This window comes from Tistlia sp. (assembly GCF_040905785.1).
Classification (GTDB): Bacteria; Pseudomonadota; Alphaproteobacteria; order Kiloniellales; family DSM-21159; genus Tistlia.
This window is the reverse complement of record NZ_JBBDQW010000005.1, coordinates 135,406-150,774: the sequence shown is the minus strand read 5'-3', so window position 1 is coordinate 150,774 and position 15,369 is coordinate 135,406. Positions and strand designations below refer to the sequence as shown.

The following is a 15,369-nucleotide window of genomic DNA, read 5'->3' as shown; positions in this document are numbered from 1 at the left end:
CACTTGTCGCCGATCCGTGCCGGCGGGGGCAAGCCGCCCTCGGTGCCGGCCCCAGGGAGCAGCGCGCCGATGAGGATGCCCGAGCCGGACAGCGCCGTGATCGCGCGCAAGCTGCAGATCGTCGAGGCTCTGCGTGGCCTCGTGCCGGCCCCGGGCGGCGTCATCTTCGACGAGGACGAGCTGCGCGTCTACGAGACCGACGGCCTCACCGCCTATCGCCAGGTGCCGATGATCGTGGTGCTGCCCGGCTCGACCGAGGAGGTCGCCGCGGTGCTGCGCTACTGCCACGCCGAGGGCATCAAGATCGTGCCGCGCGGCGCCGGCACCGGCCTGTCGGGCGGCGCGCTGCCGCTCGCCGACGGCATCACCCTCGGCCTGTCGAAGCTGAACCGCGTCCTGGAGATCGACTACGCCAACCGCTGCGTCGTCACCCAGCCGGGCGTGACCAACCTGGGCATCACCCGGGCGGTCGAGGCGGAGGGCTTCTACTACGCGCCCGATCCCTCCAGCCAGATCGCCTGCTCGATCGGCGGCAACATCGCCGAGAACTCGGGCGGCGTGCACTGCCTGAAGTACGGCCTGACCACCAACAACGTGCTCGGCGTCGAGATCGTGCTGGTCGACGGCACCGTGCTGCGCCTCGGCGGCAAGCACCTCGACGCCGAGGGCTACGACCTGCTCGGCGTGGTCACGGGTTCCGAGGGCCTGCTCGGCATCGTCACGGAGGTGACGGTGCGCATCCTGCGCAAGCCGGCGACGGCGCGCGCCCTGCTGCTCGGCTTTCCGAGCAGCGAGAAGGCCGGCGACTGCGTCGCCGCGATCATCGCGGCGGGCATCATCCCCGGCGGCATGGAAATGATGGACCGCCCGGCGATCCACGCCACCGAGGCCTTCGTCGGCGCCGGCTACCCGCTCGACGTCGAGGCGCTGCTGATCGTCGAGCTCGACGGGCCGGCCGCCGAGGTCGAGCACCTGATCGGACGGGTCGGCGAGATCGCCGAGCGCGAGGGCGCGAGCTACAACCGCGCCTCCCGCGACGAGGCCGAACGCGAGGCCTTCTGGTCGGGCCGCAAGAACGCCTTCCCGGCGGTCGGGCGGATCTCGCCCGACTATCTCTGCATGGACGGCACGATCCCGCGCGGCCGCCTGCCCGAGGTGCTGGCGCGGATGCGCGAGATGAGCGAGCGCTACGGCCTGCGCGTCGCCAACGTCTTCCACGCCGGCGACGGCAACCTGCATCCGCTGATCCTCTACGACGCCAACAAGCCCGACGAGCTGGAGCGCACCGAGGCCTTCGGCGCCGAGATCCTGAAGCTCTGCGTCGAGGTCGGCGGCGTGCTGACCGGCGAGCACGGCGTCGGCGTCGAGAAGCGCGACCTGATGGGCGAGATGTTCGACGAGGACGACCTGAAGCAGCAGCAGCGCCTGAAGTGCGCCTTCGATCCCGGTCAGCTGCTCAACCCCGGCAAGGTCTTTCCGGAGCTGCACCGCTGCGCCGAGCTCGGCCGTCTGCACGTGCACCGCGGCAAGCTGCCGTTCCCGGATCTGCCGCGGTTTTGAGCAGGCTCCCGCGATGAGCGAAGCCTGGAGGCCGACGGACGACGCCCAGGTGTGCGAGGCGGTCGCCTGGGCAAGCGCCGAGCAGGTGCCGCTCGAGGTCGTCGGCCAGGGCAGCAAGCGCGGCTGGGGCCGGCCGCTGCAGTGCGAGCGCGACCTCGACCTCTCGGGCCTGACCGGCATCACGCTCTACGAGCCGGGCGAGCTGGTGCTCTCGGCGCGCGCCGGCACCGGTCTTTCCGAGATCCGCGAAGCCCTTGCCGCCGAGCGCCAGGAGCTGGCCTTCGAGCCGCCCGACCTGGCGCCCTTCTTCGGCCGGCCGCCCGGCGAGGGCACGCTCGGCGGCACCATTGCGACGAATCTCGCCGGGCCGCGGCGAATCAAGGCGGGCGCCGCGCGCGACCACTTCCTCGGCTTCCACGCGGTCTCGGGGCGCGGCGAGCGCTTCAAGTCCGGCGGGCGGGTCATGAAGAACGTCACGGGCTACGACCTGCCGAAGCTGCTGGCCGGCTCCTTCGGCACCCTGGGGGTGATGACCGACCTCACGGTCAAGGTGCTGCCCGCGGCGGAAAAGCAGCGCACGCTGCTGCTCTTCGGGCTCGAGGCCGCGGCGGCGGTCGAGGCGCTGTCGGCGGCGCTGGGCTCGCCGCACGAGGTCTCGGGCGCTGCGCACCTGCCGGCCGCCGTCGCCGCCGGCTCGAGCGTCGACTTCGTCGCCGGCGCGGGCGCCGCGGTCACGGCGGTACGCCTGGAGGGGCACGGCCCCTCGGTCGAGGCCCGCTGTGCGGCGCTGCGCGAGGAGCTTGCCGGGCGCGCGCCGCTCGAGGAGCTGCACAGCCTGCGGACCCGCGCGCTGTGGCGCGAGATCGCCGACCTGGCGCCCTTCGTGGCGCGCCCGGAGCTGGCGGTCTGGCGCATCTCGGTCGCGCCGACCGAGGGCCCGAAGGTCGCGACGTCCCTCGAAGACCTGCCCGAGCTGCTGACTTTCTTCGACTGGGGCGGCGGCCTGCTGTGGCTCGGCACGGCGCCCGGCGAGACGGCCGGGGCCGAGCGGGTGCGCGCCGCCGTGGCCGCGGTCGGCGGTCACGCCACGCTGCTGCGGGCACCGGCCCGGGTGCGCCTGGCGGTGCCGGTGTTCCAGCCGCCCGATCCGCTGGCGGCGGCGCTCTCGCGGCGCGTCAAGGAAGGCTTCGATCCCCGCGGTGTCCTCAATCCCGGCCGCATGGTCGCGGAGCGGTGAGCCGCCCGGGGCCGCAGCGGGGCGGGTGATGGGTTCGCGGCTCCGCTACCTTCTGGTCGGGCTGGCGCTCAGCGCCGCCTGGCTGCTGATCGCCCTCCGCGCGATTCCGGGCGGGCTCGCCCAGGCCGAGGAATTCAGCCTCTACGGCTGGCCGGCCCTCGGCCTGCTCTTCCTCGCCCCGCTCGCGCTGATCTGGCTGGCCCTGGGCCTGGTCCGCCTGCAGCGGCGGGTGAGCCGCCTGCAGGACCTCCTCCTCGGCCGGGGCGCCGAGGGTACGCTGGCCCCGGCCCACCCGCCGCGGCGGGCCGGGCTCGACGCCGAGCCGCCCTTCGCCGAGGCGTGGCGCGAGAGCCGCGGCCCGGAGCACCTGTCCGATGACCCGCGGGCCACCCGGGCGCCCGGTCGGGTCGCCTACTCCGCACTCGATCCCCTGCCCGGCGACTCCCGCTCCGGCGACTCCCGGCCCGGCGAGCCCGAGGCCGGTGAGGCCGGGCGGCGCCAGGCGGCCCCGGAGCGGCAAGGCGCCGATCGCTACGCCGAGGCCGCCGACCGCACCGCGCCGCCCCAGTCGCCGCGGCGGGCGCCTCTGCCGGAACCGCACGCTGCGGAGGCGGACACGACGGCAGAGCCCCTGCCCGACGACCTGGAGCCTCATCGCCCGGCCCGCGCCACGCGCGGCGCGCCGCGGCTGGAAGCCCTGCCGCCGAGCTATCGCGAGGCCGCCGATCCACCCGTCCAGCCGCTCACGGAGGAGCAGCTGGCGCGCTACGAGGCGCGTGCCGCGCGGGAGCTCAACGCCATCACCATGGACCTGGCGTCGATCGTTTCGAACCCGGTCGATTACGACCGGGCGCTCGACGCCCTGAACGGCGGCGTCGAGGGCGCCTTCTTTCAGCTGCTCGCGCGGGATTTCCAGGTCGCCGAGAGCGCCGACCTGCGACAGCAGCTCGCAATGGTCGGCGGGAACGTGATGCTCGATACTTACCTGGAGAAGTACGAGCAGTTGCTCGTCGTCGCCTACCGCAGCGACCCGGGGGGACGCAGCGTCAAGCGCCTCGTCGAGGCGCCCATGGGTCGCCTGCACCAGGCGATCGAGTCCTATCGCCAGTCCGCTTCCCGCGGCTGACTCGGGCGCCGGCGCCCAGCGAGCCGCCGCTCACCGAACGGAACAGCCCACACCATGCAGACCGACTTCACCCTCGCACAGCTGGCCGACCCGGAGATCGCCGAGGCCAACGACATCCTGCGCTCCTGCGTGCACTGCGGCTTCTGTACCGCCACCTGCCCGACCTACGTGCTGCTCGGCGACGAACTCGACAGCCCGCGCGGACGGATCTACCTGATCAAGGACATGCTGGAGAAGGAGCGTGCGCCGAGCGTGCGCACCGTGACCCACATCGACCGCTGCCTGTCCTGCCTGTCCTGCATGACCACCTGTCCGGCCAGCGTCCACTACATGCACCTGCTCGACCAGGCGCGCGTGCGCATCGAGGAGCAGTACGAGCGGCCGCCGGCCGACCGCCTGCTGCGCAGCCTGCTCGCCTGGCTGCTGCCGCGGCCCCGGGCCTTCCGCCTCGCGCTGATCGGGGCCTGGTTCGCGCGGCCCTTCGCCGGCCTCGCGGGCGGCCTGCTCGGCGGCCGGCTCCAGGCCATGCTGCGGTTGGCGCCGGCGTCGCTGCCGGCACCCTCCGCGGTGGACCGGCCGCAGGTCTTCGCCGCCGAGGGGCCGCGTCGGTTGCGCGTCGCCCTGCTCGCAGGCTGCGCGCAGCAGGTCCTGGCGCCGGAGATCAACGAGGCGACGATCCGCCTGCTGACCCGTCACGGCGTCGAGGTCGTGATCGCCCGCGGCGCCGGCTGCTGCGGCGCCCTGACCCACCACATGGGCAAGGAGGCGCCCGCCCTGGCCTCGGCCCGGGCCAACGTCGAGGCCTGGACCCGCGAGCTCGAGGGCGAAGGGCTGGACGCGGTCGTCGTCAACGCTTCCGGCTGCGGCACCACGGTCAAGGAGTACGGACACATGCTGCGCCTGGACGAGGCCTGGGCCGGCCGCGCGGCGGCGATCTCGGCGCTGACCCGGGACGTCACCGAGCTCCTCGACGAGCTCGGCTCGCTCGACTACCGGCGCGTGACCGGCCAGGCGATCGCCTACCACTCGGCCTGCTCGATGCAGCACGGCCAGCAGATCCGGCGCCAGCCCAAGGCGCTGCTGCAGGCGGCCGGCTTCGTGGTCAAGGAACCCCTGGAGGGTCACCTCTGCTGCGGCTCGGCCGGAGTCTACAACCTGCTGCAGCCCGCCCTCGCCGGGGCCCTGCGCGACCGCAAGGTCGCCAACATCGAGCGCACCGGGGCGCCGGCGGTGGCGACCGGCAACATCGGCTGCATCACCCAGATCGCGGGCGGCACCGGCCTGCCGGTGGTGCACACGGTCGGGCTGCTCGACTGGGCGACGGGCGGGCCGCTGCCGAAGCCGCTGCAGGACCACCCGGCTTTCGCCGAGCCGCCCCGGGCCACCTAGTCCATCACGATCTAGTCCATCACGATCCGAGGGCCTTCGCGCTTCTCGGCGTCGGGGCCGAACAGCTTGTCGCGGATCTTGCCGGCGATCGCCAGGTAGACCTGGGCGTGCGGGCTGTCCGGATGCGAGACGACGATCGGCCGGCCGCCGTCGGAGGTCTCGCGGATCTCGATGTCGAGCGGCACCTCGCCGAGAAAGTCCACGCCCAGCTTCTCGGCCTCGGTCCGGGCGCCGCCGTGGCCGAAGATGTGCGCCTCATGGCCGCAGCTCGGGCAGATGTAGAGGCTCATGTTCTCGACGATGCCGAACACCGGCACGTCGACCTTGCGGAACATGTTGAGGCCCTTGCGCGCGTCGAGCAGCGCGATGTCCTGCGGCGTCGAGACGATGACCGCGCCCGACAGCGGGACCTGCTGGGACATGGTCAGCTGGGCGTCGCCGGTGCCGGGGGGCATGTCGACGATCAAGACGTCGAGCTCGCCCCAGTCGACGTCGCGGAGCATCTGCGACAGGGCCGACTGGACCATCGGACCGCGCCAGATCATCGGCGTGTCCTCGGCGACCAGGAAGCCCATCGACATGCACTTCACGCCGAAGTTCTCCATCGGCTTCAGCGTCTTGCCGTCGGGCGAGCTGGGCCGGCCGCTGATGCCCATCATGCGCGGCTGGGAGGGACCGTAGATGTCGGCGTCGAGCATGCCGACCTTCAGCTTCAGGGTCGAGAGCGCGAGCGCGAGGTTGGTCGCCGTCGTCGACTTGCCGACGCCGCCCTTGCCGCTGGCGATCGCGACGATGGTCTTGACGCCGGGCACCAGCGCGCGCTGCGCGCCCTGACCGCCAGTAGCCTGACCTCCCATACCCTGGGCCTGGCGCGCGGCCGGCGCCGGTCCGGAGGCGCCGGGCGCGGCACCGCGCTTGTGCGCGGTCAGCACGGCGGTGACCGACAGGACCTCGGGCAGCGCCTCGACCGCGCGCTCCGCCGACTTGCGCAGCGGCTCGAGCTGCGGGCCGCGGCGCGGGTCGACCTCGATGGCGAAGCCGACGTTGCCGTCCTTGACCACGAGGCCGGAGATCATGCCCGCGGAAACAAGGTCCTTGCCGCCGTCCGGCTCCATCACCAGCCGCAGCGCATCGAGCACCTGTGCCTCGCTCGGTCCGCTCATGCTTGAATTCTCCCCCTGTTACACGATATTCCGGGGCACGCGAACGCGATCCGGACGCTCGCGGGGCCGATATGGGATTGCCCCGCGGTCAATCCCACAGGGTGCCGGATAAATCAAATCAGCGAAGAGGGAGTGATCGGGGATGCCCTGGCAATCGTCCAACGGAGGTGGTGGACCATGGGGCAGCGGCTCCGGCGGCCGCGGTCCCTGGGGTCGGCCCCCGGCGGGCGGCGGTGGGGGTGGCTTCGGCGGCTCCAAGCCGCCCGACCTCGATGACGTGATCCGCAAGGGTCAGGACCGGCTCAAGCAGCTGCTGCCCGGCGGCGGCTTCAACGGCCGCGGCCTGATGATCGGCATCGCGGTCGTGCTGGTGATCTGGATGCTGTCCGGCTTCTACCGGGTCAATCCGGGCGAGCAGGGCGTCGTGCTGCGTTTCGGTCAGTGGGTCAACCAGGAGAACCTGGCACAACCGGGCCTGCACTGGCACCTGCCCTGGCCGATCGAGACGGCGATCACGCCGCAGGTCGACGAGGTCCGCCAGATCGACGTCGGCTACGTCGTGCGCGGCGGCAACACGCGCAACACGGGGACGGTCAGCGACCTGCCCCGCGAGAGCCTGATGCTGACCGGCGACCAGAACATCATCGACATCGACTTTTCCGTGCAGTGGCGCATCTTCAACGCCGGCCAGTTCCTGTTCAACATCCGCGACCCGGAGCTGACCGTGAAGCTGGCGGCCGAGAGCGCGATGCGCGAGATCGTCGGCCGCACCGACATCCTGCCGCTGATCGCCACGGAGAAGGAGGCGGTCGCCCAGCGCACCCGCGAAACCCTCCAGCGCATCCTCGACGAGTACCAGGCCGGCGTGACGATCACCGCGATCAACATGCAGAACGTCCAGCCGCCGCAGCCGGTGGCCGACGCCTTCGAGGAGGTGCAGCGCGCCCGCCAGGACCTCGACACCAAGCGCAACCAGGCCGACGCCTACCGCAACCGGGTGATCCCGGAGGCCCGTGGCCAGGCACGGCGCACGATCGAGGAGTCCCAGGCCTACAAGCAGCGCGTCGTCGCCGAGGCAAGCGGCGAGGCCGACCGCTTCAGCAGCGTCTACGAGGCCTATCGCCTGGCCCCGGACGTGACTCGCAAGCGCCTCTACCTGGAGACCATGCAGAACGTGCTCGGCAACGCCAACAAGGTGATTTTCGACCTCGGCGACGGGGGCAACGGCACTCAGCCGATCGTACCGTTCGACCGGCTGCTCGCGCCGGAATCGAACGGCGCTTCCGGCGGCCAGCAGTAGAGGAGGGCGACAGCCATGCGATCCAACGCGCTATTGATCGGCGGCGTCGTCCTGGTGGCACTCGCCATCCTGGTCTACCTCGCCACCTTCACCGTGCATCAGACCCAGCAGGCCGTGATCGTGCAGTTCGGCGCGATCCAGCGGACGATCTCCGAGCCGGGCCTGCACTTCAAGGTGCCCTTCATCCAGGACGTCCAGTACCTGGAGCGGCGGGTGCTCAACCTCGACCCCGAGGCCGAGACGATCGTGCTCGCGGACCAGCGGCGCCTGACGGTCGACTCCTTCGTGCGCTACCGCATCACCGAGCCGCAGCAGTTCATCCGTGTCGCGATCTCCGAGGCCAACCTGCGCAACCGGCTGGAGCCGATCGTCAACAACTCCCTGCGCAGCGTGCTCGGCAAGTCGGTGCTGACCGCGATCCTCTCCGAAGAGCGCGACGACCTGATGGCGCAGATCACCAGCAACGTGAACGCATCCGTCAACACCGAGCAGTCGAACTTCGGCATCGAGGTGCTCGACGTGCGTATCGTGCGTGCCGATCTGTTGCCCGAGGTCAGCGAGGCGGTCTATGCCCGCATGAGGGCAGAGCGCGAGCGCGACGCCGCCGAGTTCCGCGCCCAGGGCGAGGAGCAGTTCCAGACGATCACCGCCGAGGCCGACCGCCAGGCCATCGTCATCCAGGCCGAGGCGCAGCGGCAGGCGGAGATCCTGCGCGGCGACGGCGAGGCCGAGCGGACGAACATCCTGGCCGGCGCCTTCGGTCAGGACCCGGCCTTCTTCGAGTTCTACCGGACCATGCAGGCCTACGAAGCGGCCCTGCAGCCGCAGACCACGCGCTTCGTGCTGCCGCCGGAGGGCGAGTTCTTCCGGTTCTTCCGCAGCGACGTGAACCAGCGGCCGCTCGAGCCCGGCACGGCGTCGCCTGCCGCCGGCGCCGAGTCGGGGGCCGAGTCTGGGGCCGAGTCGGGGACCCAGTCCGGGACCCAGTCCGGGACCCAGTCCGGGGCTGCCGCCCCGGCCTCGGGAAGTGCCGAGCCGGCGCCCGCCACGACCCAGTGACGGGCCGGGCGGCAGCGGCCGGCACGGACGCCCGGGGAGAGGGTGACGGTCGATGGTCGATTTCGGGACCCTGCTGATCGCGGCGCTGGCGATGGTCATGGTCCTCGAGGGGCTGTTCGTCGCGGTCGCCCCCGGCGCGCCGCGTCGGCTGCTGGAGCGGCTCGCCGAGGTGCCTCCGGAAGCGCTGCGATGGGGCGGCCTGCTGTCGGCGTCGATCGGCCTCTTCCTGCTCTGGCTGCTGCTCTCTTGAGCGGCGGGCGGTGCCGGAGCGCCGCTTCCAGAATGCTTGCGCAACGTTCCGGTGCGTCGGGCGTTGCCCCGAGGCCCTGCGGGGACCATCTTGATGCAGGCCGGACTACGACCACTGCAGAACGGGGAGGGCCGGCCGCAAGAGCGCGCCGCACCGCCGTCGAAACCGCCCCAAGGGAGCCTAGGACCGACAGATGCCGAACCTGACCCACTTCGCCGCCGCGCCGCTCCGCAATCTCGGGCCTGCGCTCCTGGTGCTGGCCGCCGCCTGCTTGGCGGCCGCCTCGCCCGCCACGGCGCGCTCGGCGCCGGAAAGCTTCGCCGACTTGGTCGAGCCGCTGATCGACACGGTGGTCAACGTCCAGACCAGCGTCACCCGGTCCGCCCGGCCGGACGGGCCGGGCCTCGGCGACGTGCTGCCGGAAGGCATCCCGGACGAGCTGGAGGAGCTGTTCCGGGAGTTCCTGGAGCGCCGCGGCGCGCCCGACGAGGCGCCGGCGCCGCGACGGCGCGACAACGCCCTGGGGTCCGGCTTCATCGTCGACGCCGAGGGCTACATCGTCACCAACAACCACGTCATCGACGGCGCCGATGAGATCTCGGTGCGCCTGACCGACAACACGATCCTGCCGGCGACGCTGGTCGGCACCGATCCGGCGACCGACCTCGCGCTGCTCAAGGTCGAGACGGATCGCCAGCTGCCGGCGACCCGCTGGGGCGATTCCGACGCGCTCCGCATCGGCGACTGGGTCGTGGCGATCGGCAACCCCTTCGGGCTCGGCGGCACGGTGACGGCCGGCATCGTCTCGGCGCGCGGTCGCGAGATCGGCGGCCGCTACGACGACTATCTCCAGACCGACGCCGCGATCAACCGCGGCAACTCCGGCGGCCCGATGTTCAACATCGACGGCGAGGTCGTCGGCATCAACACGGCGATCTTCTCGCCGACCGGCGGCTCGATCGGCATCGGCTTCGCGGTACCCTCGGCGATAGCGCGCAGCGTCATCGATTCCCTGCGCGAGCATGGCGAGGTCCGGCGCGGCTGGCTCGGCGTGCGCATCCAGACGGTGACGCCCGAGCTCGCCGAAGGCCTGCGCCTGGGCACCGCCCGCGGCGCGCTGGTCGCGACGGTCACGCCGGGCGGTCCCGCCGCCGAGTCGGGCATCGAGGACGGCGACGTCATCGTCGAGTTCGACGGCCGGCTGGTCGAGGAGATGAGCGAGCTGCCGCGCATGGTCGCCGCGACGGCGATCGGCAAGAGCGTGCCGGTCAAGGTCGTGCGCCGCGGCGAGGAGCGGACCGTCCAGGTCGAGCTCGGCCAGCTCGACGAGGCGCAGTTCGCCGCTGCGGTCCCCGGCCGGGCGCAGCCTGGCCCGGAACGCGAGGACCTCTCGGGCCTCGGGCTCGGCTTGGCCGAGCTCACCGAGGAACTGCGCCAGGAGTACGGGTTGACCGAGGAGCTGGCCGGGGTGCTGGTCACCGAGGTGAAGCCGGACAGCCCGGCGGCCGAGCGCGGCCTGCGCGAGGGCGACGTCATCATCGAGGTCAACCAGAACCCGGTCGGCAACCCCTCGGAGGTCGCCGGCGAGTTCGAGGCGACCCGCGAGGACGGCCGCAACACCGCCACCCTGCTGATCTCGCGCGGCGGCGAGCGCCAGTGGGTGCCACTGCGGGTCGGAAACAGCGAGTGACGGCTTTCCGGCCGGGGCCGCAGAGGGCGGGCTCGGCCGGTGCCGCCGGCAGGGGTCGCAGCGCGGCTCAGCCGCCGGAGTAGACGAACTCTTCGCGCCGGTAGCCCTGCAGGTAGAGCAGCCCGGTCAGGTCGGCATGGTCGAGCCGGAAGGGCGCCGCCGCCCGCACGACCGGCTTGGCCCGGTAGGCCACCCCCAGCCCGGCGGCGCGCAGCATCGCCAGATCGTTGGCGCCGTCGCCGACGGCGCAGGCCGCCTCCGCCGCCAGCCCGCCCGCCGCCAGCAGCTCGTTCAGGGCCTCCAGCTTGGCCTCGCGGCCCAGGATCGGGCCGAGCGTCCGTCCGGTCAGGCGGTCCTCGACCAGCTCCAGGCGGTTGGCCCGGCAGTGATCGAAGCCGAGCGCCGCGGCGACCGGTTCCGCGAAGCAGAGGAAGCCGCCGGAGACCAGGGCGGTCTCGGCGCCGCCGGCCTTCATGGTGCCGAGCAGCGCGGTTGCCCCGGTGTCCAAGGTGATCGCCGCGGCCGCCTCCTCGAGGGTCGCGCGCTCCAGGCCGGCAAGACGCGCGACGCGCTCGGCCAGCGCCGCCTCGAAATCCAGCTCTCCGCGCATCGCCCGCTCGGTGATTGCCGAGATCTCGGCGCGCAGGCCGCGCCGCTCGGCCAGCTCGTCCAGCATCTCCTGGGCGATGATCGTCGACTCCAGGTCGGCGACCAGCAGCCGCTTGCGCCGTCCGGCGGTCGGCTGCGCCCCGATGTCGATGGCCTGGCCGTCGAAGGCGACCCGCAGCGCCGTCTCCGAGGCCTCGGGCGAGAGCCCTTCGAAGGGCAGGTCGCAGGCCAGGCCGGTGGCCAGCCAGTCCGGCGCGCCGACTTCGGCGCCGGCGCGACCGAGCGTACCGCGCGCGGCCTCGACCTCGGCCGCCGTGACGGGCACGCCGCGCGGATCGGCCAGCAGGGTGACGACAAACGACATGGCGGCGTCCTATAGAGGGCAGGCCATGGCCCCGACAAGCCTCAATGAGCCGCGCGGCACCGCCGCCGGGCCCGCTGCGCCGCGCCGGCCGCCGGCCGTGATCGTCGCCGGCCCGACGGCGAGCGGCAAGTCCGCCCTGGCCCTGGCGATCGCCGAGAGCTTCGGGGGCACGGTGATCAACGCCGACGCCCTGCAGGTCTACCGCGAGCTGCCGCTGCTCACCGCACAGCCCGGGCCGGCGGCGCTGGGGCGGGCACCGCACCGCCTCTATGGCGCTCTGTCGGCGGCGGAGCGCTGCACGGCCGGGCGCTGGCGCACCCTGGCGCTGGCCGAGATGGCGGCGGCCGCGGCGGCCGGACGGCTGCCGGTGCTGGCCGGTGGCACCGGCCTCTACCTCAAGGTGCTGGAGCAGGGAATCGCGGCGGTGCCGCCGGTGCCCGCGGCGCTGCGCGAGGCCGCGGCGCGGGATTGGCAGGCGCTCGGGCCGGCCGGCTTCCGCGCGGCCCTGCTGGCCCGCGACCCGGCCAGCGCGCGGCTGCACCCGAACGACCGGCAGCGCCACCTGCGCGCCTGGGAAGTGCTGGAGGCGACCGGCCGGCCGCTCGCCGACTGGCAGCGGGGCGCCGCCGGCGCCGCGCCACCCTTCCGCTTCCTACATGTCGTCCTGCTGCCCGACCGCGTCGTCCTGAACGCCACGATCGACGCCCGCTTCGAGGCGATGGTGGCGGGCGGCGCGCTCGAGGAGGTGGCGGCGCTGCTGGCGCGGCGGCTCGACCCGGGACTGCCGGCGATGAAGGCGGTCGGCCTGCCGGAGCTGGCGCGGCACCTGGCCGGCGAAGCCGGCCTCGCCGACGCGATCGCCGCCGGGCAGGCGGCGACGCGCCGCTACGCCAAACGGCAGGCGACCTGGCTGCGCGGCCAGATGCTGGGGGGCAAGGATCCGGCTGGTCCAGGGCTTGAGCCGGGCGCCCGACAGAAAGCGACAACCCTGGTCATGCCGTCGCAATTTTCGGAATGTCACGACCGGCAAATCTTTTCGAATATTCGTCGCTTTCTGTTGACCGCACTGCAGCAAGAGGCTTAGGGTCCGGCCTCCCCGCCCGCCTCCTCCTTGCGGAGCGGGGAATCCTTTGCTCCGCGGCTGCCGGCACAGGTCGGCACGGCGGGGTCAACCGATCTTCGATGGACCAGTGGAACGATGAGCGCGACCACCCAGGAGCCGATGCAGACGACGACCGCCGACCAGCCGAACGGTGCCGAGATCCTGATCAAGGCGCTGATCGAGCAGGGCGTCGAAGTCGTATTCGGCTATCCCGGCGGCGCCGTGCTGCCGATCTACGACGCGCTGTTCCAGCAGAATGCGCTGCGCCATATCCTGGTCCGCCACGAGCAGGCGGCGGTTCACGCCGCCGAGGGCTACGCCCGCTCGACCGGCAAGGTCGGCGTCGTTCTGGTGACCTCGGGGCCCGGCGCGACCAACGCGGTCACCGGCCTCACCGACGCGCTGATGGACTCGATTCCGGTGGTCTGCCTGACCGGCCAGGTGCCGACGCACCTGATCGGCAACGACGCCTTCCAGGAGGCCGACACCACCGGCATCACCCGGCCCTGCACCAAGCACAACTACCTGGTCAAGACGATCGGGGACCTGCCGCGGACCCTGCACGAGGCCTTCTACGTGGCGGCCAGCGGCCGGCCGGGGCCGGTCGTGGTCGACCTGCCCAAGGACGTGCTGCAGACCAAGGGCAGCTACCTGTCGAAGGAGGCGGTGACGCACCGCAGCTACCGGCCGCAGACCGAGCCGGATCCGCGCAGCCTCGAGCAGGCCGTCGAGATCTTCGCCCAGGCCAAGCGGCCGGTCGTCTACTCCGGCGGCGGTGTCATCAACTCGGGCCCCGCCGCCTGCGAGGCGCTGGCCCGCTTCGTCCGGGCGACCGGCGCGCCGATCACCAACACCCTGATGGGCCTCGGCGCCTATCCGGGCACCGACCGGCAGTTCCTCGGCATGCTCGGCATGCACGGCACCTACGAGGCCAACCTGGCGATGTACAACGCCGACGTGATGCTCTGCGTCGGCGCGCGCTTCGACGACCGGGTGACCGGCCGGCTGTCCGATTTCTCGCCCGGCTCGATCAAGATCCACATCGACATCGACCCCAGCTCGATCAACAAGAACGTCATGGTCGACCTGCCGGTGATCGGCGACGTCGGCTTGGCGCTGGAGGGCATGAACCGGCTGTGGAGCGAGGGCGGCCACGCCCTCGATCGGAAGGGCGCCGAGGCCTGGTGGCAGCAGATCGAGCAATGGCGCGGCCGCGACTGCCTGGCCTTCATCCAGCAGGGCGACGTCATCAAGCCGCAGCAGGCGATTCGCCGGCTCTACGAGCTGACCCTGGGGCGCGACCTCTACGTGACCACGGAGGTCGGCCAGCACCAGATGTGGGCGGCCCAGTACTTCAAGTTCGACCAGCCGAACCGCTGGATGACCTCGGGCGGCCTGGGCACCATGGGCTACGGCCTGCCGGCGGCGCTCGGCGTGCAGATCGCCCATCCCGACAGCCTGGTCATCGACGTCGCCGGCGAGGCCTCGATCCTGATGAACATCCAGGAGCTCTCGACGCTCGCCCAGTACCGCCTGCCGGTGAAGACCTTCATCGTCAACAACCAGTGGATGGGCATGGTCCGGCAGTGGCAGGAGCTGCTCCACGGCAAGCGCTATTCCGAGAGCTACTCGGAATCGCTGCCCGACTTCGTCAAGCTGGCCGACGCCTTCGGCGCGCACGGCATCCGGGTCGACAAGGCGAGCGACCTCGACGAGGCGATCCGCGAGATGCTCGAGACGCCGGGTCCGGTGGTCTTCGACTGCCGCGTGGCGCAGGACGAGAACTGCTTCCCGATGATCCCCTCGGGCGCGGCGCACTACGAGATGCTGCTCGGCCCGAGCGACCAGGCGGCCAAGCCGATCTCCGAAGAGGGCATGGTCCTGGTATGACCCCGGGCGGTCGCTCCCGGCCGCGCGCGCCCCGCTTCGGCAAAGACCAACAAGAACGAAAGATCGCCCCATGGCTTCGAGCCCCCTACAGAGCGTCTACGGCGCCAGCGTCGGCCAACCGCCGATCGAGAAGCGCACCATCGCGGTGCTGGTCGACAACGAGCCGGGCGTGCTGGCCCGGGTCATCGGCCTGTTCTCCGGGCGCGGCTACAACATCGAGAGCCTGACGGTCAGCGAGGTCGACCAGGAGAACGGCCTCAGCCGGATCACCGTCGTGACCAGCGGCACGCCGCAGATCCTGGAGCAGATCAAGGCCCAGCTCGACCGCCTGGTGCCGGTCCACCGGGTCCGCGACCTGACCGCCGCCGGCAGCTTCGTCGAGCGCGAGCTGGCCCTGGTCAAGGTCGCCGGCACCGGCGAGAAGCGCGTCGAGGCGCTGCGCATCGCCGACATCTTCAAGGCCGAGGTGGTCGATGCCGGCCTCGACTACTTCGTCTTCCAGATGCACCACCGCAGCGACAAGGTCGACCGCTTCATCGAGCTGATGCGGCCGCTCGGCCTGGTCGAGCTGGCGCGCACCGGCGTCGTCGCCATCGTGCGCGGACCGAAGGGGCTGTGAGCCCGCCCGGC

Annotated in this window: 13 protein-coding genes; 11 read left to right on the top strand and 2 right to left on the bottom strand. The window is 72.1% G+C overall.

The window, feature by feature from the left end; translation table 11 throughout:
- Window positions 1-69 precede the first annotated feature (69 nt).
- Genes WD341_RS01150 through glcF form a run of 4 tightly spaced genes read left to right on the top strand, consistent with a single transcriptional unit; the run spans window position 70 to window position 5,312 of the window.
- Window positions 70-1,560, top strand: a complete 1,491-nt coding sequence (locus WD341_RS01150; protein ID WP_368423566.1) for an FAD-linked oxidase C-terminal domain-containing protein — start codon at window positions 70-72, stop codon at window positions 1,558-1,560.
- A 13-nt stretch (window positions 1,561-1,573) separates the two neighbouring features.
- Entirely contained in the window at window positions 1,574-2,797 is a 1,224-nt protein-coding gene (gene glcE, locus WD341_RS01145) for a glycolate oxidase subunit GlcE (protein ID WP_368423565.1), read from the top strand.
- 28 nt (window positions 2,798-2,825) lie between these two features.
- Window positions 2,826-3,923: a hypothetical protein gene (locus tag WD341_RS01140; protein WP_368423564.1), complete on the top strand. Its 1,098-nt coding sequence runs from the start codon at window positions 2,826-2,828 to the stop codon at window positions 3,921-3,923.
- Between the two features lie 54 nt (window positions 3,924-3,977).
- Window positions 3,978-5,312 (top strand): glycolate oxidase subunit GlcF, encoded by a 1,335-nt coding sequence (glcF, locus tag WD341_RS01135; RefSeq protein ID WP_368423563.1) that lies wholly within the window; start codon window positions 3,978-3,980, stop codon window positions 5,310-5,312.
- A gap of 11 nt (window positions 5,313-5,323) precedes the next feature.
- Here the strand turns inward: glcF and apbC are convergent, their stop codons facing one another.
- Window positions 5,324-6,475 (bottom strand): iron-sulfur cluster carrier protein ApbC, encoded by a 1,152-nt coding sequence (gene apbC, locus WD341_RS01130; protein ID WP_368423562.1) that lies wholly within the window; start codon window positions 6,473-6,475, stop codon window positions 5,324-5,326.
- A 277-nt stretch (window positions 6,476-6,752) separates the two neighbouring features.
- Here apbC and hflK point away from each other — a divergent pair, with 277 nt between their 5' ends.
- The 4 genes from hflK to WD341_RS01110 all read left to right on the top strand — a co-directional run bounded on the left by hflK (window position 6,753) and on the right by WD341_RS01110 (window position 10,774).
- Window positions 6,753-7,775: an FtsH protease activity modulator HflK gene (hflK, locus tag WD341_RS01125; RefSeq protein WP_368423561.1), complete on the top strand. Its 1,023-nt coding sequence runs from the start codon at window positions 6,753-6,755 to the stop codon at window positions 7,773-7,775.
- A 15-nt stretch (window positions 7,776-7,790) separates the two neighbouring features.
- The gene (hflC, locus tag WD341_RS01120) at window positions 7,791-8,834 is read left to right on the top strand and encodes a protease modulator HflC (protein WP_368423560.1); all 1,044 of its coding nucleotides are present in this window, start codon (window positions 7,791-7,793) and stop codon (window positions 8,832-8,834) included.
- Window positions 8,835-8,886: 52 nt separating this feature from the next.
- Window positions 8,887-9,084: a DUF2065 domain-containing protein gene (locus WD341_RS01115; RefSeq protein WP_368423559.1), complete on the top strand. Its 198-nt coding sequence runs from the start codon at window positions 8,887-8,889 to the stop codon at window positions 9,082-9,084.
- A gap of 193 nt (window positions 9,085-9,277) precedes the next feature.
- Window positions 9,278-10,774: a DegQ family serine endoprotease gene (locus WD341_RS01110; protein ID WP_368423558.1), complete on the top strand. Its 1,497-nt coding sequence runs from the start codon at window positions 9,278-9,280 to the stop codon at window positions 10,772-10,774.
- A 67-nt stretch (window positions 10,775-10,841) separates the two neighbouring features.
- On the opposite strand, the gene serB is transcribed toward WD341_RS01110, so the two are convergent.
- Entirely contained in the window at window positions 10,842-11,747 is a 906-nt protein-coding gene (gene serB, locus WD341_RS01105) for a phosphoserine phosphatase SerB (RefSeq protein ID WP_368423557.1), read from the bottom strand.
- A gap of 25 nt (window positions 11,748-11,772) precedes the next feature.
- Here serB and miaA point away from each other — a divergent pair, with 25 nt between their 5' ends.
- The 3 genes from miaA (at window position 11,773) to ilvN (ending at window position 15,358) form a co-directional block, all read left to right on the top strand.
- A complete protein-coding gene (gene miaA / locus WD341_RS01100; protein WP_368423556.1) occupies window positions 11,773-12,831 on the top strand; it encodes a tRNA (adenosine(37)-N6)-dimethylallyltransferase MiaA in 1,059 nt (352 codons plus the stop codon).
- 114 nt (window positions 12,832-12,945) lie between these two features.
- A complete protein-coding gene (locus tag WD341_RS01095) occupies window positions 12,946-14,739 on the top strand; it encodes an acetolactate synthase 3 large subunit (RefSeq protein WP_368423555.1) in 1,794 nt (597 codons plus the stop codon).
- A 70-nt stretch (window positions 14,740-14,809) separates the two neighbouring features.
- Window positions 14,810-15,358 (top strand): acetolactate synthase small subunit, encoded by a 549-nt coding sequence (gene ilvN, locus WD341_RS01090; protein ID WP_368423554.1) that lies wholly within the window; start codon window positions 14,810-14,812, stop codon window positions 15,356-15,358.
- Window positions 15,359-15,369 lie beyond the last annotated feature (11 nt).